We start from the raw sequence: 20,512 nt of genomic DNA on the forward strand, positions 1-20,512 counted from the left end.
AAGAGAAGCGGTGTCGTCATCTCGATATCTAACCGGAGGATAGCTTTGATGTGTTACGTCACACTCCCGCCATCGGTCGTTGACTAGTTGGTCGGCACGAGGCGGCGGATGCCTGGTTCCTACAACGTGACGCTACGTACGAGTCAAATCCCTTCGACAACTATAGCGCGACAATCTGGATGGGACGCACTTCCATCCTGATTTGCCGCGTCGCAAGCTACTCCCTGCCACTTGAGATGGCCTCCAGCAGCAGTGTGCGCGGAGCCAGGCATAGTATGCTGATCCGCGGAGTGGCCACGCCGTGATCGTTGCAGGAAAACGACATTCGTGATGGCTGACACCTGTGGTGCTTCTCTGGGCGGCATTGCCCCACCCGCTGCGGGCAACGAAGGAGACTTTCGGTCGCAGCTGAAACGTGGACGAGACTAGCCGTCTCGCGGCGCACTCGGAGTGCCGTTAGGACCTGGACTATTTGCGCGTCGCTGCGACCGGCAGGCCGTCGCATTGCAGTGCAAGTGGTAGCGTACCCATCCTCTGAGACCGAGGGCTTGAACACACGGTTCTTGCCTTGAGGATGAAGCAGAAGTGGTCCTGCCACCTGTCCCGCGGCCTGTCTGCTGACGAGACGAAACTGTTAGCAAGAGCAGGCGGCCTGTATACCCATCGCTGGGCGATCTCGAAAGAACCGCTGGTTCTCAAAACCAGGACGATGTCTTCTTATTGCCCCATCGAGTGATCTAACCTACGCCTTATGCAGAATTCCGCCAGGTGCTGGGCCGAACCGCGATTCGGTTAGACGAGTAAGAGTTGAACGTCTGATCGAGCAAATCGCCAAGAACGCAGGCGCCATGAATCGGGTCGGACTTGGCTTCACGTGTCGTTCCCTGAGCTAGAACAAGTTTGGCGATGTGCGTACGATTGGCGATAGTTTGGCGATCTGGCGGTAAAGCTGCAACTGCCTGGTCGAAAATATTAGCTAGGATGCGGAGGTCTTCTGGATAGAAGAGGTCACCGTATTGTTTCGCCGGGACTGTTCGTTTGCTGGTGCTCGCCTCGCCTATTGCGCCGAGTTCCGGCTTCGCCGCGACCAGTTCGCTTGTGAGTTCGTCAAGCAGCTTTGACCGCTCGGAGCGCGAATTTGTCCTGGCAGATCAGTTGAGCAACGACCAATCTCCTTCGGCTTGTCGGTTGTCGGGGCCGGGCACAAAAGCTTGCCATTCGTTCCATTTCCGTCGAGCAAACCGGCTGGTCTGCGCGAGAGCCAGTCGCTGTTGCTCAAGGTACAGAGCGCATAGACTTTCATCGGGAGCAGGAGGAAGATGTTGATCGGGGTGTGCAGCGAGAAGCCGATGAATCGAAGCTCGCCGGCACGAAGGGCCGCCACGCTGCATCGAATTATGGTCATTGCGACGATGGTCAGACCGGTCCACCAGGGCACGGTGCCGGTGAGCGCGAGCTGAGCGAGCGCGGCAATCGATGAGATGGCGAGCAGCAGCGGCCCGAGAGCACGTCGAGCGTAAGGTACCGGTCGAGGCCGGGCAACAGGTGCAAACCCAGCAGCGTGTCGCGGTAGGTGCTCCGCGCCCAGCGGAGCTGTTGCCGCAGATACGGCAAGAGCCTGTCCGGGACCACCATGGCGGCGATGGCGTCCGGAACGTACTCGGTTCGAAACCCTGCCTTGAGCATGAGGATCGTCAGATGGCGGTCCTCACCGAAGTCGCTCGGCTTTCCCCGGAAGAACTGTCAATCGGCATTCGACTGGATGCCGATAGGGGGTCCCAGTCGAATGCCGATTGACAAGGCCTAGATCCGTTCATGCGATGGCTGGAGACACCAGCTTGACCGGCGCGGCCTCGATCTGCTGCCAATCGCCGTGGCCGCTACGATACTGGTAGGAGGCGATTCCCGATTGCCAGTTCGGGACCAGGGTCATGCGCAGATCGACGTTGGGCAGAATCACCGGTCCAAGCCCGCCATGCGTCGGCCAGTGGATCGGCGGGTTAGCCAGTAAGGAGTACTAGAAGTAGTGCCGGCGCCGGCGGGAGCGTCGGCAGCTGGCTGTAATTGCCCTGCAGGGAGGTGGCGACATCGAGCGGCGGCTTAACAGCTTGGGTGATGCTGCCGAAGCCTTGGATCCGCCTGTTCGGCGTGTCGACGACCAGATCCAGCTTGAAGATTATGCCTCCGGGGCGGCTTTCGCCAATCTGATAGCAGGCGTGAAACAATCCGACGTGGTCTTTGGTTGTCGTATCGGGCATAGAGCTATCCTTTCCAATTTAAGAGGATTGATCGGGTGATCGGCCGCGGTCATCCGGCCAACTGCCGCACGTAGTCGTCAGATTCTTCCGCCGGGATCGCCTTCACCGGAATCAGGCGCGTGCCATTGCTACCGGACACGACGATTTGCGGCACGTAATGGCCGGGGAAGCTGCCCTTGACCGCGAAGGGCGTGGACCCTTCAGCGAGCGGTCCCGTCCAGCCCATCACGTCGATCTTCAGGCCGCCGACCCAATGCGGATCGCGCACTAGGGTAGTTCCTGTCGCGAAGTTCGGCGCATCAGCCTCAACCTCGACCAGAAATAGCCTGAATCCGTCGGGTCCGTGGATAAAGCTGGCCTTTGCCGTGTTAAACGGCTCGTCTGATAGAAACTCATGATTCTCCTCCTGCTGAGCTGACGACGCTAAGCGTCCCCGCACGCCTGATGACCAGTGCGGTGCTGGGCTGATGTCCGCCGGCGGCCGCAACGCGTTCTCCCCGGCAGGGATCGATCTGGGACCTAACTAGCAATGAGTGTGCCACCAGAAAAGTTGCGCAGTGAAAGCTTTAATGGCGATAGAAAGGTGCGCCTCGCTGGTGCGAGCCCCGCGGCTCAGCGTCGAGTTGCGGATATCGTGTCATCGACCTGACACGGATGAATACGACTACACCGGCGTCAACCTTCTGCGCGACCAGTCTAAGACAACCCGGTTATATGCGAGCTAATCGGGTCGAGCACTTTCAAGCTGCAGCACACGGCTGCTCGCATCATGCCGTTGCAGAACCTAACGATCCCGCCGCGTGATGCCTTCGCGTAGTTCAAACTGATTGAGCTAGCCTGAGAATGTTAGCAGTCACACACGGTTGTCAGCTTTGCGTCCATTGACGTCGACCCGATGCTCACCATCACTGTGGGATCAGCATTTTCGGGAGCTATCGCCCAAAGTTGGTGACGGCGGGAATCGGAAAGGCGGCATATCGTGGGGGTGCTTGACGCCTCCACTTCTCCACCGAAGGAGCGATATGCCGTGTCCAACGATAACGTCATCCATCTGATTCAGCCAGGAATCTTCGACGATCAACTCACAGAAGTCTTGCGCAACGGAGCGCGTGCCCTGCTGGCCCAGGCGGTCGAGGCCGAGGTTGCAGACTTTCTAGGCCAGCATGCCGATTTGAAGACCCGGGACGGCCACCAGCGCGTCGTCCGCCACGGTCACCTGCCGGAGCGCGAGGTGATGACCGGCATCGGTCCGGTCGCCGTCCGCCAGCCGCGTGTACGCGATCGCGAAGCGGACGCCGCCGATCCTGGCCGCATCCGGTTCCCGCCGTCGATCCTGCCGCCCTACATGCGCCGGTCGAAGTCGATCGAGACGCTGCTGCCGATCCTTTACCTGAAGGGTATCTCGACCGGCGACTTCTCTGAGGCGCTGGCTGCGCTGCTCGGCAAGGATGCTGCCGGGTTGTCGGCATCCGCCATCGGTCGCCTGAAGGATGGCTGGCTCGACGAGCACGCCGCGTGGCAGAGGCGCGATCTGTCGGCGAAGCGCTACGTCTACATCTGGGCCGATGGCATCCATCTTCAAGCGCGCCTCGAAGACGAAAAGCAGTGCATCCTGGTGCTGATCGGCGCGACCCTGGAAGGCCGCAAGGAACTGGTCGGCTTCACCGATGGCGCCCGCGAGAGCGCGCAGGACTGGCGCGATCTGCTGCTCGATCTGAAGCGGCGCGGGCTCGACGTGGCGCCGCAGCTTACCATCGCCGATGGCGCACTCGGGTTCTGGAAGGCGGCCGGCGAGGTCTGGCCGAAAACGCGCGAGCAGCGCTGCTGGGTGCACAAGACCGCCAACGTGCTCGCCAAGTTGCCGAAGAGCCAGCAGCCGAAGGCCAAACGCGCGTTGCAGGAGATCTGGATGGCTGAAACGAAGCTCGCCGCCGAGCTGGCGTTCGACGCCTTCATCGAGAGCTACGCGCTGAAGTACGAGAAGGCCGCCGATTGCCTGAGCAAGGATCGAGACACGCTACTGGCGTTCTACGACTTCCCGGCCGAGCACTGGAAACACTTGCGGACGACCAACCCCATCGAAAGCACCTTCGCCACCGTTCGCCACCGCACCATCCGATCGAAGGGCTGCCTGTCCAACAAGACCGCACTCGCGATGGTCTTCAAACTGCTCGAGGCCGCGCAGAGAAGCTGGCGTCGTCTCGATGGCCACAACCAGTTGCCAAAACTCGTTGTCGGTGTGACATTCAATGATGGGATCGAGGTCATCGCCAAGCCGACCGACCGCCAGCCCATAACCGCCGCCGCCTGACCGGCTCCGGCCGTCACCAAAATTTGGCGATAGCTCCATTTTCGGTCCGGCACGCCGGTTGCTCTGTTTCTCGGCACCATTACCCACCAGCGCGCGGACTGGGCGCGGCGGCAAAGGAAGTGATCGTATGGCAACAGGTACTGTGAAGTGGTTCAATGATCAAAAGGGGTACGGATTTATCGCTCCAGACGACGGCGGAAACGACATTTTGTCCACATTAGCGCCGTAGAACGCGCTGGACTCTCTCGTTTGGCAGAAGGCCGAAAGATTTCTTACGAAGTCAAAGTCGACCCCAGCGTGGCAAGAGCTGCGCTGAAAACCTGCGAGTCTGATCACGCCCGCCGGTGATAGGTCTCCAGCAAAAATTGGCAGGACGAATAGGCTGCGTTCTTTTCAGAGATGACGTAGCGAATTAGGAGTTCGGCACGTCTTTGGACTGACCGTGTTCGCCGCTTTTGCGTCTATGTCCGTGTCGGGCTTTTGATCGTAAGTGCAGTAGAGCCACGGCAGCACGGTTTGCAGGTTCGTTGTCACCGCTTTCGGGAGGAGCTTGAGTAATTCGGGTTTGTAAGACCGAGCGCAGCCGTGGGCAGGAAAACCCAGGGAATCACGAACCATGCCTCGTCGAGCAACGTGTCTTCCGTCAGCGTCGAGCCTTGCAACCGTTTTACGGGAGCGCGCGGTTTCGTCGCGCCACGAGTAGAAAATGGCTGTTGCAAACGTTTAGGTAGTATGCAACCGTAGGCTTGGGCTTCAGGAACCCAAGATAGCATCAGTGGCCATCAGCGTTCTAACAGCCCCGTTCGGCGGGGACGGTGCGCCCATGTCCAAGGGGCACCCCAAAAGCACATTGCCCGCTCACGATTACCGTTTCTGAGCCTCGGCAGTCAGTCCGCTACCGGCATCAGAGCGAAAAGCAAAATCCATGAACCATCAGCGAATCTCGCGCCGCGCCGTGGCGATCGCTCGCGTCTGCAACCTTGAGCATTGCACGACAACGAACATCTCAGCAGAGAGCCGACCGGTTGCTGGCGCCGCACAAGCGGCGCAACCGTTCTCCGTCGTCAAATGATTTGAGGCTTAATTAGGCGGCTCGCGAAGCGAAGGGCCTGGCTCCTCAGGGGTAGATTTTAAGCGGCCCGCACTCGTTGCTGCGAGCGACGGTTTGCATTTCATCGGCGCCATCCTGCTCGAGCAGCGCCCATACTTGGAACGGCCCGCGTGGCAAGAGCTTTTTCAGTCGATTTCACACATTGGAACGGTGCGGTCATATATCCGGCCTTTGCGCGCGGCGCATGGCCGCTGGCCTCGATGAGATCCGCGGAACGAGGAGCTAAATCAAGTTTACGCGCTTGAGCGCATTGGGTGCAGTAGCTTCACTCATTTCGGGATTTCGTCGCATGGGTTCATCGCCTGTTGTTGCACCTTGCCCTCTGACGGCCTGCGCCGGTCCAGATCGTTTGCCGGTCACTGGCGTACATCAGACGGCGACCGCGGTAATCGCCACTGGGTCGGGACGCCGATAAATTCCGCCCTTGTTCAGAAGCGCCCAGATGATCCGCGCTGTCTTATTGGCCTGCGCGACAGCGGCAACCTTGAAGGGGCCGTCTGGCGAGAAGCGCCCTCAGCCACGGCCGCGCCCGCGCGTCATTTCGGATACTCCGCACGACGGCCGTTGCCCAGACAACGAGGAGACAGCGGAGCTCCGGATTTCCCATCCTCGATACTCGTCCCAACCACTCTTGCCTCCGCTTGAATGAGACCGCGGCGTCAATCCCAGCCAGGCGGCGAAGTGGCGAGCCGACTTGGCTCGGCTGTCTTAATCGGCACGAAGCGCATGGTCTTTCGGGTCACCGCTTCGTTGACGGCCTCAGCGTCCGCCCCATCCGACTTGCCGCGCTTCACGAAGGGTTTGACATAAGCCGGCGGAATGAGCCGGACCTCATGACCGAGAGCTGCGATCTCGCGTGCGCAATAGTGGGCGCTACCGCATGCTTCCATCGCCACCAGGCATGCTGGCAGCTTTTCAAAGAAACGCATAACTTGGCCCTTCAAGCTCACCACGATCGCATAACCAATGTCGGCCCGACATAGTTCAACACCGATCGGGACATCCGTAAGCGACGTTCGCGTCCCATTTGCAAAGGTTTGGCGTGGGGGGGTGATCAACGTGTTTGCAAATCGTTGGCGGCGGGTATGGAGGCGGCAACGACGGAGAATCACGAGGTGCGGCCGAACGACCAGGGCAGGAGTTTGTCGATCCGGGACTGCGGGTGACCGGTTGCGATCGCTTTGAGCGTCGCTTTCATCGAGGCGTATGGCTCCACGCTGTTGATCTTGCAGGTGGCGATGAGCGAGGCTAGGCGCGCCCATGAACGACCTCCTTCATCGTGACCAGCAAATAAACTATTTTTGCGCGTCAGAGTCAGCGGCCTGATTTGATTTTCGACGGGATTGGTGTCCATCTCGACGCAACCATCGTCAAGAAACAAGGTGAGGCCATCCCAATGGTTCAGGAGATAGGCGATTGCCTTGCCCATCTCGCTGCCCGGCGACAGGCGGGCGGCTTGCTCGCGCAGGAATCTCTCGAGTTCAGTGACCAGCGGCCGTGATCGCTGGTTACGGGTCTTTTGCCGAGCCGGGGCGTCGGCGCCACGGATCTTCTTCTCGATTGCATAGAGTGCGGCGATGCGCGCGAGAACGGCTTCGGCGATCGGCGAGCCAGCTTTCGGAGTTGCTGCGATGATCTCACGCCTTGAGTGGGACCAACATGCGGCCAGCCGCAGTGGCACGCCGCCTTTGCGCTCGGGCCGTGCGAGCCGATGATAGCCCTGGTATCCGTCGACCTGAAGGATGCCGTCGAAGCCCTCGAGGATGCGCTCAGCATGTCCACCACCGCGTCCTGGTGCGTAGTGGTAGACCACGATTGGTGGATCAGCGCCGCCGTGGCCGCGATCGTCGCGCAGGACAGCCCACAGATAACCGGTCTTTGTTCGACCCCGGCCCGGATCGAGCACGGGCGCCCTGGTCTCGTCCATGAACAAGCGGCCTGATTGCTTCATCACAACGCTCATGCGCTCGACCAGCGGCGCGAGGTGGAAGGCGACCGTTCCCATCCTGTCTGCCAGAACGGCGCGATCGATGAAGATGCCATGCCGGGCCAGAACCTGCGACTGGCGATAGAGTGGCATGTGCTCGCTGAACTGGGCGACCGCCACCTGCGCCAGCAGCGCCTCGGTGGGGATGCCACCCTCCACGAGATGGGCGGGCGCCGGCGCCTGAGCAACACCGGCGCAGCCCTTTGCGCAGGCGTAGCGCGGTCGCACCGTCTCGATCACCCGATACTGGGCGGCCATGACATCGAGACGGCGTGAGCGATCCTCGCCGATCTGGACCATCCGCCCGCAGCCGCAGGGACACTCAAGGTTCTCGGGTTCGATCACCTGCTCGATGCGCGGCAGGTGCGCGGGAAAGGCACGGGCAGCGCGGCCGGTCCGCCGGCTGGACGGCGCCGTGCCGGCGCGGCGCGCACGATCGTCCTGGCGCTCCTGGACCTCGGCGATGGCATCTCGACGTCTTCGAGAACCAGTTGCATCTGATCGGGATTGAACTTCTCCGAGCGTTTGCCGAAACGTGCGCGCTCGTACTCCTTCACGAGCAGTTCGAGGCGTTCGACGGTCTCTTTGGACGCAGCCAGTTCGCTCTCGACATGAAGGCGCGCCGAGCATTCATCGTCAGCGCGACGACGCTCGGCTTCAATCATCGCTTACTGCGCGCGGAAGAGCGCTCGCAAATCGGCGGGCAGCGTTGCAAGATGGGCGGGGTCAATCGGGGTCGGCGACACATCCGCAAGCTATCATCCCAAATCCCCGCGCGAAACAGGTTGTCGGGTCTGAGTCAGTTTGCCGCAGCTGGCGTCGCGACAATCCGTTTCGCCCACTCGCTTCCAGTTCAGCCCTTCAAACAGCGCTTCGAACTGCACGCGCGTCAGATGCACGACGCCGTCGCTGATCTGCGGCCACTCGAAACGACCATCGCGGCCAAGTCGCTTGTAGACCAAAACGAGGCCGGTGCCGTCCCATAGCAAAATCTTCAGCCGGTCCGCGCGCTTCGAACGAAAACCACGATCAGGCCCGAATGCGGATCAAGCCCAAGCGTGTTTTGCACCAAGCCGGCCAGCGCGTCGTGCCCACACCGGAAATCAACAGGACGCACAGCAAGCACGATCCGCAGTCCCTGCGTCGGAATGATCATGCGCCGCGCTCGATTGCAGTCACGATCTCCGCGATCCGCACCGCCGACACGTCCGCATCCAGGCGGACCGAAACCTTGCCAATCGTAATCTCGACGGGCCCCTCGCTCTTGCCTGACGCCGCTGGATCGTTCAGCTCGATCGACACGAAATCCGCCGCGTCGTCCGTGACCAATGCGAGCCGGCCAGCACGCGCCAATCTGCGCCACGTCGTCAACTGCTGGGCCTTCACACCATAACGCCGTGCGACATCACATACGCGGGCGTCGGGCTTCATGCTCTCGAAAACAGCCCGCCCCTTGATCTCCGCAGACCACAACCGGCCTCCAGAACGCGTCCGGCGCGTAAGCTTCCCTACAAAGCCATCAGCCTCGGCTTGCTCATCCGATTGCTCCATCGTCTTCAGTCTCCTCTTGGCTCTCTGACCAGCCAAGAATCGCAGAGCGAAAGCCGAAGGGAAACCAATTAATCAAATGGGAGAAAAGCTCCGCTTACGATTGATCGGGGTCGTTTTTCGTCTACTCCTGTATGTTTCGCTCACCAAACGCCGCATCGCGGAGAGCCTTGTGCCACTCCTCGTCCGTAATTGGATGCGACCGTGTAATTGAAAACCCCATGCCGCTAGATTTCGAACCGTTGTTTTCGTTAAAACTCGCCGACCTCGTATAAGATTGGGTCATATGAATGCCTCTCTTTTCGGAGCTGGCATCCTGCCATAGCGTGACTGGAAAACTGTGACACCACCGATCGAGATGAGAACATCCCTGAACCCAAAACACGAACAAAACGCGATAGTTTCTGTTGGCATTTCTGACGGAAAGAAAAAAGCGCCGAGCGATCTTCCGTGAGAAGTTGTTGAAATCATTGGTGGGCCCGGCAGACTCGAACCTGCAACCAGACCGTTATGAGCGGCCGGCTCTAACCCTTGAGCTACAGGCCCGTCCCAATCGTTATGCTGACGCGGCAGGGAAGGGAGGCAATCGTCTAGTGAAAACTAGCTCACCTTGCGTTCGGGCTCATTACCAGCTTCTAGCAAGGGAGGCGCCAAACTGGGAATTTCAGGCATCGACTTGCCGGCTATCGCTTGGAGGTCGCCCACCATCCCGACGGTCGAATCTATCACAGATACAATCTGCGTTTGGCGTTTCGTCGCGGAGATCGTGGCGAGTGGCGACTCGCTGTGTTCCGTAGCTCGACGGCATGGATTGTCGCCGCGGCAGCTGTTTGGCTGGCGACGTCAGTTGCGAGAAGCGGCAGGCGGTCATTCCGAAGCTGACGAAGTACAGTTTGTGCCGGCGGTGGTGGCGGCAGTGGTACCGGCGCCAAGTGCTCACCGGGAGCGCAAAGCGGTGCGCAAGGCAGATAGCGGGATCATCGAGATTGAAGTCGACGGCATCACGATCCGAGCCGGTCGTGGAGCGGATACGGCGATGATTGCGTCGATTGTCCAGGCGCTGAAGGCGAGCCGGTGATCGGTCCGTCAGGTGCGGTCCGGGTGATGGTGGCGACCAAGCCGGTAGACTAGTTTCTTCTCACACTACGTCGTACTCAATCGGGCATGCCTGAGCGAAAGATCGTCGGTTCGAGGCCGCCTCGTTCCTACCGCCGCGACAGGCGGCGTCCGGCGACCATCGGCACCTTCACATCGACCGGCAGTCGCTTCACATCACCCTCGCGCTCACTGCCAAAGCCAAGCTGCTCGGGATCGAGAACCCTCCGACAAAGGACCGCACTTTCATCTTCGCCGGTAATCTCGAACTGGAAACGGCTTGGCAGAACACTGCCGGGGACACTGAGCGCGATTACCTCCCTTCAGCTGGATGACGCGAGCCACCCGGCTCCGAACTACGCCACTCAGATCGAGGTGGAAGTCCAGGAAGGTCTGCAGCTAAGCGACCTGGCCGTCTAGCTAAGCGGCGCATTTCATTTTGAATATCCTGAGTGAGGCAAACAAGGCACCGAGTGCTCTCATCTCGTCCTTGATCTATTTTTTTGCTGCTCTGGTATATTTCTTTCATTTTGCCTGCAATGGCGCATCAATCGCGCGTTTTTCGCAGCTCGGACCTCTTCCCGGCGTAGCTGGCTGCAAAGGTCTTTAGAGTTCTCTCCGTTCGGGAGGGAGAAGAAATTGGCTGAAACGCCAATCGAGCAAGCGATGAAGAACTATCGCGAAATACGTGGCGTCTTGCTCTTTGTATATGTGTGCTATTGATCGTCGTGCTCCTTGCTGCCGGTGTGCATACTTTCTGAAAGGCCTGTGTCTTTTGCCTTTAGGGCTGGCGTCAACCCTGGTGTTCATCAGCAGTTCCGACGGTTCCGACTAAGCCACCGTAGGATTTCAAATCTCGATTTCTTTCGGGCGTCTTGGAAGCTAGGCTTGCGGCAAACAGAGTTGGAGTGGTGGCGATTGGATAACCCCGCGGGGCGGGTCATCAGCTACACCACGCCATGGGGAACGATCGCGCTTAGGTACCGACTGCTCGTCGTCGCGGTGCAGCATCATCAAAGAGATCGATGGCCGGGACGAGCCCGGCCATGATGAAGGACGTATAATCAATTCGACTTCGGTACCGTCGGGGTAGCGGGCTGCGCTGCGGCTTGCGGGGCGCGCCCGACGACAACGGTCAGAAGCCCCTGAGCCCATAGCCGCCTCGCAACCTTTCGGGCGTCGTCCAGTGTCACCGCATCGACGATGGCGTTGCGCTTCTCGATACAATCGATCGGGAGCTTGTCCTGCTGATATTGCAGCAGCGCCTGCGCGAGCTTCGAGGAGGTATCGAGCGCCAGCATCTGCGAGCCCTTGAGGTAGGACTTGGCCTCGTCGAGCTCCTTCTGCGTCGGGCCCTCCTCGGCGATGCGGCGGACCTCCTTGTCGATGACGTCGATGGTGTCGCCGGCACGGTCGGCGCGGGTGCCGGTGTTGCCGATGAAGACCGCCGAATGTTCCATCCAGAGCAGCGATTCGAACACGGAATAAGCCAGCCCGCGCTTCTCGCGGATTTCATGGTAGAGCCGGGAGGACAATCCACCGCCGCCTAGGATGTGGTTGACGATATAGGCGGCCATGAAGTTCGGATCGCTGCGCTTCACGCCGGGCCCGCCGAAGGTGATCACGGTCTGGGGCACCTCGAGCGTCACGAAAGCGCGTTGCGGCGGCTTGGCGGCCTCGACGTCGGGGACCGGCACGAGATTGGCCTTGGCGGGCAGGCTACCAAAGGTGTGGTCGAGCAGCTTGCCGAGGGTTGCCGGATCGACATTACCAACTACCGCGATCTTCAGCGTGTCCTTGGCGAGCACGCGGCCGACATAATCCTTCATGTCGGCAACCGTGATGGTCGGAACGCTGTCGAGGTTGCCGTTGGACTGCCGACCGTAGGGATGATCGCCAAAGGCAACCTCCAGGAATTTGCGGATCGCCAGCGAGGTCGGGTTGGTGGTCTCGTGGCGTAGGCCCGAGACTACCTGCGAGCGAATGCGTTCGACGTCGGCGGTTTCGAAATGCGGCGAGGTCAGCGCGCTTCGCAGCAGGTCGAAGGCCTCGTCCTTGTTGTCGCGCAGCATGCGCAGGCTGCCGCGGAACGTGTCGCGGGTGGCGCTGAAGGAGAGCTCGATGGCGCGGCGGTCGAGCCGCTCGTGGAAGGTCTTGGAATCGAGATCGCCGGAGCCTTCGTCGAGGAGGTCGCCGACCAGATTGGCGACGCCCGACTTGTCCTTGGGATCCTGTGCCGAGCCGCCGGCGAAGGAATATTCCATGGCGATCAGCGGCACGGTCGCATCCTGCACGAACCAGGCCTCGATGCCGCCCGGCGAGGTCAAATGCTGGATCTTTGCAGCCGCCTGCGACGGCGAAACGGTAGCGAGCGCGAGTGCCGCGCCGGTGACGGCGGACAGCGCGAGGTATCTTGTGCGCAGGAACTGTCTTGCACGAAGGAAGGGATAGGTCACGAACGCTTCTCCTGGAGCTTAGTGGTCGCGGTGTCCTTGATCAGATAGCCCGTCACCGAGCGCTTCTTCTCGAGCCATTTCTGCGCGACGGTGCGGACCTGCTCGGCGGTGACGGCCCGAATACGGTCGGGCCAGCTCCTGATGTCCTCGATCGAGAGGCCCGTGGTCAGCGCGCCGCCATACCAGCCCGCCAGCACCGCCTGGTTGTCCTGGGCGTAGATCGCTTCCGCAATGAGTTGGGTCTTGACCCGCTCCAGATCCTCGGCCCGGATCGGGTTCTGCACGATGTCGGCGATGACGCCGTCGATCACCTGCTCGACTTCGGCGAAGCTGACGCCGGATTTCGGCGAAGCCGAGATCGCGAACTGGGTCGGGTCGAGCGAGATGCTCGAATAGCTGGCGCTGGCGGAGACCGCGAGCGGCTTGTCGACCACCAGCGCGCGGTAGAGATAGGAATTGCTGCCGCTGCCCATCAGCTGCGCCAGCACGTCGAGGGCCGCGCTTTCGCCGGCCGTGGCCGTGGTCGCCGAGGGCACCAGGTAATAGCGCCGCAGGCCGGGCCGCTCGACGCGTGGGTCGGACAGCGTGACGGTGCGCGGTGCCGCGGTCTCCGGCTCCTGCGGGCGGATGCGTTGCGCCGGGATCGCGGGCTGCGCCGGGATGGAACCGAAATTGCGCTCGACCAACGGACGGATGTCGGCGGCGTCGAAGTCGCCGGCGATCACCAGGATGGCGTTGTTCGGCGCATAGAAGCGGCGGTAGAAGGCGAGTGCGTCTTCGCGATTGAGCTTCTCGATCTCCTGGTGCCAGCCGATCACCGGACGGCCATAGGGATGGTTGAGATAGAGCGCGGCCATGATCTGCTCGTTGAGGCGCGCGTCGGGGCAGTTGGCGACGCGCATGTTGTACTCTTCAAGCACGACGTCGCGCTCAGGCAGCACGTTCTCGTCCTTGAGGATCAGGCCGGTCATGCGATCGGCCTCGAACTCCATCATGGTCGGCAGCTGCTCTTTCGGCACGCGCTCGTAGTAGATGGTGTAGTCGACCGAGGTCGAGGCGTTCGCATTGCCCCCGACGCGAACCACGGTTTGAAGGAATTCGTCGAGTGGATGCTTGTCGGTGCCCTTGAACATGAGATGTTCGAGGAAGTGCGCGAGTCCGGACTTGCCCGGCGTCTCGTCGGCCGAGCCAACCTTGTACCAGATCATCTCCGTCACCACCGGCGTGCGATGGTCTGGGATCACGACCACCTGTAGGCCGTTACTGAGCGTGAAGCTGGTGGGCGGAGCCGATTTGACCGTGGTTGTGGCGAACAGGCCGCCAGTGGAGAGCGCGCAAGTCGTGAGCAGTACGGCAAGAGGGCGAGCCGCCCATCGATATGAGAACATCGCAATCCTTGTAGAGGCTCGGCCCCAGACGTCAGGGTAGAACGTACGATAGGGCGGCGGGCATTTGGCCCCGGCGTTGTCATCGAGAAGGTTCGTCAGCTGCTGGTTCGGCATGGTTAGATCTCCATAGTAGTTCGTTGGCATGAGGAGCGAGGTTGTGATCGACATCTATTTTCGGCTGCTATCTCTCCCATGAATGCAATGGAACGGCTTTTTACGCGCCACTACTGTCGGTCCGACGCGCTTGCGCATAACCCAGAGCATTAGTCGTGCCAAAGAAACTTCGTTTAAATACAATGGGAGACATCCAGAACAGCGATGTCGCATGTCCAACATCGTCGGATATCGCACACTCTGAATCGACATTGACGTGTTGCGTGCCGCGTCGACAAAAGTGTTCTGCTCATCGAAATGATTGATCAGGCGTGCGAGCATAGTCGTGACCAGCCACACGACATGCGGCATTATGCGGAGCACATGATTGCGCAGAGCGGGTTTTAAGCTGACCGCAGTTTTTCCTTGCTATGAACAGCTTACACCGAAGCCGGATGTGTTTCGGCATGAAGGGCCCCGTTTTCGGGGTGATCGGCATCCAACATATTCCATGCCGAAACACACTGGTGGATGAGCGAGACCGTCGTCGGCAGGAACTGCTCGCGCGAGGCTTCGTCCATCGCCCAGAGATCGACGACGTGATCATCTGACGCAATCATAACTGTGCCATCATCCGGCTGGATCCGGCCGGCAAGGCAGCGGAGAAGCGTCGACTTGCCCGAGCCGCTCTCCCCGACTATGCCGAGAACCTCCCCTGACGTAGCGAGAACGATACCGCGCTGCAGGCTGGTACCCGTCCGAAGGCCTTGGAGAGGCGCTCAGCCCGCAGAATTTCCCTCACCCTTGGCTTCATGCGTCGGTCCTTTCGCCGCGTCGTTCAGCGCAATAGGCGGTATCTGAGCAGATAAAGGCCCGGGTACCGCGATCATCGAGGAGAATTTCATCGAGATAGCTGTGCTTCGAGCCGCAAAGCGAGCAGCACATCTCGAAGTGCTGCACCATGAAGGGATAGTCGGCGAAATCGAGGCTCTTAACGTCCGTGAAGGGCGGGATGGCGTGGATGCGCCGCTCGCGACCGGCGCCAAAGATCGCAAGCGCTCGGCTTTGGTGCAGCTTCGGGTTGTCGAATTTCGGGATCGGCGACGGCGAGGCGAGGTAGCGCCCGTTGACGATGACCTGATAATCGTTCGATAGCTGAACCGGTCGTAACATGGCCCCATCACTTGTATGAGCAAGCCGCCTCATCGCCGCAGCATGGCAATTGCCAAACAGAGCCAACGCAAGCATCGGATCTCAACAAGGAGCAGAAGAAGCTCTTAGGGGAAGTTTGCTGGGGAGCTATCGCCAGATTTTGGTGACGGCCGGAGCCGGTCAGGCGGCGGCGGTTATGGGCTGGCGGTCGGTCGGCTTGGCGATGACCTCGATCCCATCATTGAATGTCACACCGACAACGAGTTTTGGCAACTGGTTGTGGCCATCGAGACGACGCCAGCTTCTCTGCGCGGCCTCGAGCAGTTTGAAGACCATCGCGAGTGCGGTCTTGTTGGACAGGCAGCCCTTCGATCGGATGGTGCGGTGGCGAACGGTGGCGAAGGTGCTTTCGATGGGGTTGGTCGTCCGCAAGTGTTTCCAGTGCTCGGCCGGGAAGTCGTAGAACGCCAGTAGCGTGTCTCGATCCTTGCTCAGGCAATCGGCGGCCTTCTCGTACTTCAGCGCGTAGCTCTCGATGAAGGCGTCGAACGCCAGGCGGCGAACTTCGTTTCAGCCATCCAGATCTCCTGCAACGCGCGTTTGGCCTTCGGCTGCTGGCTCTTCGGCAACTTGGCGAGCACGTTGGCGGTCTTGTGCACCCAGCAGCGCTGCTCGCGCGTTTTCGGCCAGACCTCGCCGGCCGCCTTCCAGAACCCGAGTGCGCCATCGGCGATGGTAAGCTGCGGCGCCACGTCGAGCCCGCGCCGCTTCAGATCGAGCAGCAGATCGCGCCAGTCCTGCGCGCTCTCGCGGGCGCCATCGGTGAAGCCGACCAGTTCCTTGCGGCCTTCCAGGGTCGCGCCGATCAGCACCAGGATGCACTGCTTTTCGTCTTCGAGGCGCGCTTGAAGATGGATGCCATCGGCCCAGATGTAGACGTAGCGCTTCGCCGACAGATCGCGCCTCTGCCACGCGGCGTGCTCGTCGAGCCAGCCATCCTTCAGGCGACCGATGGCGGATGCCGACAACCCGGCAGCATCCTTGCCGAGCAGCGCAGCCAGCGCCTCAGAGAAGTCGCCGGTCGAGATACCCTTCAGGTAAAGGATCGGCAGCAGCGTCTCGATCGACTTCGACCGGCGCATGTAGGGCGGCAGGATCGACGGCGGGAACCGGATGCGGCCAGGATCGGCGGCGTCCGCTTCGCGATCGCGTACACGCGGCTGGCGGACGGCGACCGGACCGATGCCGGTCATCACCTCGCGCTCCGGCAGGTGACCGTGGCGGACGACGCGCTGGTGGCCGTCCCGGGTCTTCAAATCGGCATGCTGGCCTAGAAAGTCTGCAACCTCGGCCTCGACCGCCTGGGCCAGCAGGGCACGCGCTCCGTTGCGCAAGACTTCTGTGAGTTGATCGTCGAAGATTCCTGGCTGAATCAGATGGATGACGTTATCGTTGGACACGGCATATCGCTCCTTCGGTGGAGAAGTGGAGGCGTCAAGCACCCCACGATATGCCGCCTTTCCGATTCCCGCCGTCACCAACTTTGGGCGATAGCTCTTTGCTGGGCGCGGTCGCTGTAGCGAACTAGCACAACAGACGTCACCATCCTGAAGCGCCGCCAGCGCGATCGGTTTATCATAAGATGTCGGAAAAACTCTGCGATGACCCCTCACCCGAACCGTTAGCTGACTCCGGTTTGCGCTCGCCACAAACGCGTGTAAGCGCCGTCAGCTCTGAGCAGTTCAGCATGTCTTCCCTGCGCAATAACCCGCCCCTTGTCCAAGACGACGATCTTGTCGGCCTCGCAGATGGTGCTGAGACGATGGGAGATGACGATGATGATCTTACCGGCTCGACGCAATTCCTCAACCACCCCTACGACAAGCGCCTCGGCGACCGAATCGAGAGAGGAGGTCGCCTCGTCGAGGATCAGGATTTCCGGGGCCCGGTACAGGGCGCGAGCAAGGGCTAGACGCTGCTTCTCGCCGCCGGACAGGCGTACGCCGTTCTCGCCCAGATAGGCCTGGAAGCCACCGGGCCAGCGCTCGACCACCGACCGCAGCCCTATTTGATCGCAGATTTGCAGTATCTTCTCGATGTCAGGCTCGAAATCGCCAAGGGCGATGTTCTCGATCACCGAGCCGGAGAACACGTCGACCGACTGCGGTACCGCAGCGACAACTTTACGCAGGGATTCAGTCGAGAGGTCCTGGAGGTCATGCGGGCCGATCCGGATACATCCACGCTCAAGCGGATAGAGATTCTGCACCAGCGCTGCAAGGGAGCTCTTGCCTGAGCCGCTTTTCCCCACCACGGCCGTCATTTCGCCTCGGCGGAAGGTGATGCTGAGATCCAGGAAAAGCTTAGGCTGCGCGCCATGGCGAAACGTGACGTTCTCCAGGCAGATATCGCCAAGTTCGGACTTGGTGGCATCGATGCTGCCACCGCTTGCCGGCTCCAGGTCGAAGATCTCGAACAGGCGATCCGCCGCGATAAACGCATCCTGGACGATCCGATTGGTTTGGATCAGGCTCGCAACCGGCCGGGTAATATAGCCAAGCAGCGTATAGCAGGACAGTAGTTCGCCGGGCGTGACGCTCTGATCGAGGACAAGCGTCGTACCGAACCACATCAGCACGACGGTGAATAGGCTCGAGAGGAAGGTTGAGGCATTGTCTCCGAAGACCGAGATAAGGCCGGAGCTATAGACGGAGTGCAGCATCTTGATGAAGCGGGTCTCAATGTTAAGATTGGCCAAGCTCTCTATACCGAATGTCTTGATCGTGGAGACCGCTCCTAGTGATTCAACCAATTGTGCCTCCAGATCGGCGGCATTTTCCATAATGGTGCGCTGGCGCTTCCTATTCAGCCAATTGATGGTCCAATAGACCAATAAGTATAGTGGGATAGAGGTCGCCACGACCAAGGCGATCTTCCACGAGTAGACGAACATCAGCCCGAACGAGAACAGTATCACGAGCACGTTAACCAACATGGTGATCGAGACGTCGTTCAGGAAGCTTCTGATCTTCATTGCGTCGTTCATACGGGAGGCGATTTCACCTATACGCATGCTGTCGAAGAACTTCTGAGGCAGGCTTAGGACGTGATTGTAATAGCCGAGGATCAAGCAGACATCGATCTTCTGTCCCGTTTGCAGGAGGAGCCGATTTCTGAGGAGATTGATCAGAGTCTGCGGCACTAGGATCAGCAGCATGGCGACACTCATCAGGTTGAGTAGGTTGTGGTTGCCTGCTGTGATCACATGATCGACGATCTTCTGGACGTAGATAGCCGTCGAGAGGCCAAGGATCGTCGTCACCAGTGACCCGATGAGAGCCTGCACCATCAGCTCCCTATGTGGAGCAAGCAGACGGGCGAAGCGGACGAAGGATGCGGTGGTCTCGTCGCGGCGCTGGAATATGTCTGCCGGAACCAGAAGCACTAAGACGCCAGTCCATTGCGTCTTAAATTCCTGGTGTGACAGCTTGCGGATTTCGCCATAGGCCGGGTCCATGACGACGACCCACCTCGCGTCGATGGCCTGGATGACGACAAAGTGGTGCTGGGCCTTCTTGACGATGACGTGCGCGATGGCGGGCTTGGGAATCTTGTACAGGCTGTCGAACCCACCCTTCACCCCTTTGGCGATGAACCCCAGTTTGTGAGCCGCTTCCGTGAGGCCTGACACCGTGGTGCCGGAGCGGTCTGTCGAGGCATACTGGCGGATGCGCGACAGGGGCAGCTTGTAACCGTAGAAGGCTGCGACAGAAGCAAGACTGGCGGCCCCGCAATCTGTGATGTCGCGCTGCTTGAATTTGATGACGTTGCTGGACATAAAGCTCGCGGGCTATTTGGAAACGGAACAACTAACGGGTTGCAAGGAGCGGATTGAGCCAATCATCGACCTCATTGTAGAGGAGTTGAAGGAGGCTGCGGTCGGTCACGAGGAAGCGGGCTCGCACGGTCATGCCTTTTTTCAACTGACCGATGACCCCGTTCTTGAGCGTGAGATGACTGGCAGAGAGCGCGCAGCGGACCTTAAAGATCGGGTTCTTATCGTGGAGGGTGAAGTCCTGGGCCACGGCGAGCACTGTCGCCTCTAGAACACCCCACTGATTGTAGTTGAAGGCATCCACCTGGAGCCGCACTGACTGGCCGGTTCGCACGAAGCCAATATCGTTGGGGGAGACGTAGATCTCCGCCACCAGTTCGCCATCCGGCGAGACGCGAGCGACAGTTTGCCCCGCCTGGACGTAGCCACCGGGGGTGAGGCCGGAGAATTGCTCTAGAGCACCGGACACGGGAGCTCGAATCCGGGTCAAATCTCGTTCGTTCTCGAGCTGATGCAAGCTGGCAGTCAGTTCCTTCAGGCGCAGGTTCGTGTCGAAGAGCTGTTGGTTCCACTCGGCGGCTTTGCGCCGGGCGAGGATCTCGCCTTTGACCTCAATGCTCTGGAGAGCGAAAGCTCGTTCGTCGACGGCCTTTGCAGGCGCTGCAGCAACGGAGAGCAGCCGCTTGGCGCGCTCGAGTTCTGCCGCGGCGTTACTGCGGGCATATTCGTTCTCCCGCAGCAGGCTCAGAAAATGCAGCCGCTCGGCCGTGGCGGACTCGGTCAGCAGGTGGATCGGGTCCTTGGCTTCTGTTCCGGAGGAGATCAGGCTTTCGAGGTCACGGGCTAGATCGCCCTTCGCGCGAATTTCGCCTGTAACTGCCCTGAGCTTCTCCTCAACCACCACGTCATCGAGGGTGAGGATCTCTTGCCCCAGGGCAACCACATCGTTCTCAACGGCAAGGATACGCGAAATGCGTCCTGAGACGGGCGAGATCAGAGGAGTCTTCTCGATGGTGGGGCGAATGGCGCCGGCACTTTGAACAGAGACCGTTATGGTAATGAGTGGCAACGCCACCAACGCCGCGACCAGAGAAAGCACAATAATCTTGTAAATGAGAAAAGATCGTCCTGACCTTCGTGAGAGGATGCTCTCCGCGGTGTAGCTGAAAATTTCAGCAGGAAGTATGACATTGGTCATATAACAGGTTCATTTCCTGACGACGATTAGCAGTTTCCATGGAAACTGCTAATCTGCGGAGAATGGAGAGTTTGAGCCGC

At 60.1% G+C, this 20,512-nt stretch carries 13 protein-coding genes, 1 tRNA gene and 6 pseudogenes; 3 read left to right on the forward strand and 17 right to left on the reverse strand.

Features of this window, described 5'->3' with window-relative positions:
• Nucleotides 1–1,057: 1,057 nt before the first annotated feature.
• From ACVWYI_RS37340 to ACVWYI_RS37355, 4 genes and pseudogenes are all read right to left on the reverse strand, one after another.
• Nucleotides 1,058–1,743 (reverse strand): annotated as a pseudogene (locus tag ACVWYI_RS37340) (glycosyltransferase family 2 protein); the annotation flags it as partial.
• Between the two features lie 70 nt (nt 1,744–1,813).
• Nucleotides 1,814–1,960: a hypothetical protein gene (locus tag ACVWYI_RS37345; protein WP_456664643.1), complete on the reverse strand. Its 147-nt coding sequence runs from the start codon at nt 1,958–1,960 to the stop codon at nt 1,814–1,816.
• A 40-nt stretch (nt 1,961–2,000) separates the two neighbouring features.
• The gene (locus ACVWYI_RS37350) at nt 2,001–2,258 is read right to left on the reverse strand and encodes a DUF1842 domain-containing protein (protein WP_456664644.1); all 258 of its coding nucleotides are present in this window, start codon (nt 2,256–2,258) and stop codon (nt 2,001–2,003) included.
• Nucleotides 2,259–2,307: 49 nt separating this feature from the next.
• The gene (locus ACVWYI_RS37355) at nt 2,308–2,745 is read right to left on the reverse strand and encodes a hypothetical protein (protein ID WP_456664645.1); all 438 of its coding nucleotides are present in this window, start codon (nt 2,743–2,745) and stop codon (nt 2,308–2,310) included.
• 540 nt (nt 2,746–3,285) lie between these two features.
• Here ACVWYI_RS37355 and ACVWYI_RS37360 point away from each other — a divergent pair.
• Both ACVWYI_RS37360 and ACVWYI_RS37365 read left to right on the forward strand, forming a co-directional pair.
• Nucleotides 3,286–4,569, forward strand: a complete 1,284-nt coding sequence (locus tag ACVWYI_RS37360; RefSeq protein WP_456664646.1) for an IS256 family transposase — start codon at nt 3,286–3,288, stop codon at nt 4,567–4,569.
• 127 nt (nt 4,570–4,696) lie between these two features.
• A pseudogene (locus ACVWYI_RS37365) lies at nt 4,697–4,901 on the forward strand (cold-shock protein).
• Between the two features lie 1,292 nt (nt 4,902–6,193).
• Here the strand turns inward: ACVWYI_RS37365 and ACVWYI_RS37370 are convergent.
• The 6 genes and pseudogenes from ACVWYI_RS37370 to ACVWYI_RS37395 form a co-directional block, all read right to left on the reverse strand.
• Nucleotides 6,194–6,349: a hypothetical protein gene (locus ACVWYI_RS37370; protein ID WP_456664825.1), complete on the reverse strand. Its 156-nt coding sequence runs from the start codon at nt 6,347–6,349 to the stop codon at nt 6,194–6,196.
• A gap of 29 nt (nt 6,350–6,378) precedes the next feature.
• A pseudogene (locus ACVWYI_RS37375) lies at nt 6,379–6,621 on the reverse strand (IS110 family transposase); the annotation flags it as partial.
• Nucleotides 6,622–6,788: 167 nt separating this feature from the next.
• A pseudogene (tnpC, locus tag ACVWYI_RS37380) lies at nt 6,789–8,332 on the reverse strand (IS66 family transposase).
• A 93-nt stretch (nt 8,333–8,425) separates the two neighbouring features.
• Nucleotides 8,426–8,823, reverse strand: a pseudogene (gene tnpB / locus ACVWYI_RS37385) (IS66 family insertion sequence element accessory protein TnpB).
• On the reverse strand, nt 8,820–9,218 hold the full coding sequence (locus ACVWYI_RS37390; protein WP_456664647.1) for a transposase: 399 nt from the start codon (nt 9,216–9,218) through the stop codon (nt 8,820–8,822). The pseudogene tnpB and the gene ACVWYI_RS37390 overlap by 4 nt, the downstream one beginning before the upstream one ends.
• A 468-nt stretch (nt 9,219–9,686) precedes the next feature.
• Nucleotides 9,687–9,761: transfer RNA gene (locus tag ACVWYI_RS37395), tRNA-Ile, on the reverse strand.
• A gap of 220 nt (nt 9,762–9,981) precedes the next feature.
• Here ACVWYI_RS37395 and ACVWYI_RS37400 point away from each other — a divergent pair.
• Nucleotides 9,982–10,293, forward strand: coding sequence for a transposase (locus ACVWYI_RS37400; protein ID WP_456664648.1), 312 nt, complete (start codon nt 9,982–9,984; stop codon nt 10,291–10,293).
• A 1,081-nt stretch (nt 10,294–11,374) separates the two neighbouring features.
• Here the strand turns inward: ACVWYI_RS37400 and ACVWYI_RS37405 are convergent.
• The 7 genes and pseudogenes from ACVWYI_RS37405 to ACVWYI_RS37435 all read right to left on the reverse strand — a co-directional run bounded on the left by ACVWYI_RS37405 (nt 11,375) and on the right by ACVWYI_RS37435 (nt 20,432).
• On the reverse strand, nt 11,375–12,766 hold the full coding sequence (locus ACVWYI_RS37405) for a M16 family metallopeptidase (RefSeq protein ID WP_456664649.1): 1,392 nt from the start codon (nt 12,764–12,766) through the stop codon (nt 11,375–11,377).
• Entirely contained in the window at nt 12,763–14,154 is a 1,392-nt protein-coding gene (locus tag ACVWYI_RS37410) for a M16 family metallopeptidase (RefSeq protein WP_456664826.1), read from the reverse strand. Before ACVWYI_RS37410 ends, ACVWYI_RS37405 begins: the two co-directional genes overlap by 4 nt.
• Before the next feature lie 533 nt (nt 14,155–14,687).
• Nucleotides 14,688–14,993, reverse strand: coding sequence for an ATP-binding cassette domain-containing protein (locus ACVWYI_RS37415; RefSeq protein ID WP_456664827.1), 306 nt, complete (start codon nt 14,991–14,993; stop codon nt 14,688–14,690).
• Between the two features lie 64 nt (nt 14,994–15,057).
• Entirely contained in the window at nt 15,058–15,420 is a 363-nt protein-coding gene (locus tag ACVWYI_RS37420) for an alpha-D-ribose 1-methylphosphonate 5-phosphate C-P-lyase PhnJ (protein ID WP_456664828.1), read from the reverse strand.
• A gap of 159 nt (nt 15,421–15,579) precedes the next feature.
• Nucleotides 15,580–16,859: pseudogene (locus tag ACVWYI_RS37425) on the reverse strand (IS256 family transposase).
• A gap of 221 nt (nt 16,860–17,080) precedes the next feature.
• Nucleotides 17,081–19,237 (reverse strand): peptidase domain-containing ABC transporter, encoded by a 2,157-nt coding sequence (locus ACVWYI_RS37430; RefSeq protein WP_456664650.1) that lies wholly within the window; start codon nt 19,235–19,237, stop codon nt 17,081–17,083.
• 31 nt (nt 19,238–19,268) lie between these two features.
• Nucleotides 19,269–20,432 carry an HlyD family secretion protein gene (locus ACVWYI_RS37435; RefSeq protein WP_456664651.1) on the reverse strand — a complete coding sequence of 388 codons (1,164 nt, stop codon included), beginning with the start codon at nt 20,430–20,432 and terminating at the stop codon, nt 19,269–19,271.
• Nucleotides 20,433–20,512: the final 80 nt, after the last annotated feature.

It is taken from the genome of Bradyrhizobium sp. LB13.1 (genome assembly GCF_054056815.1).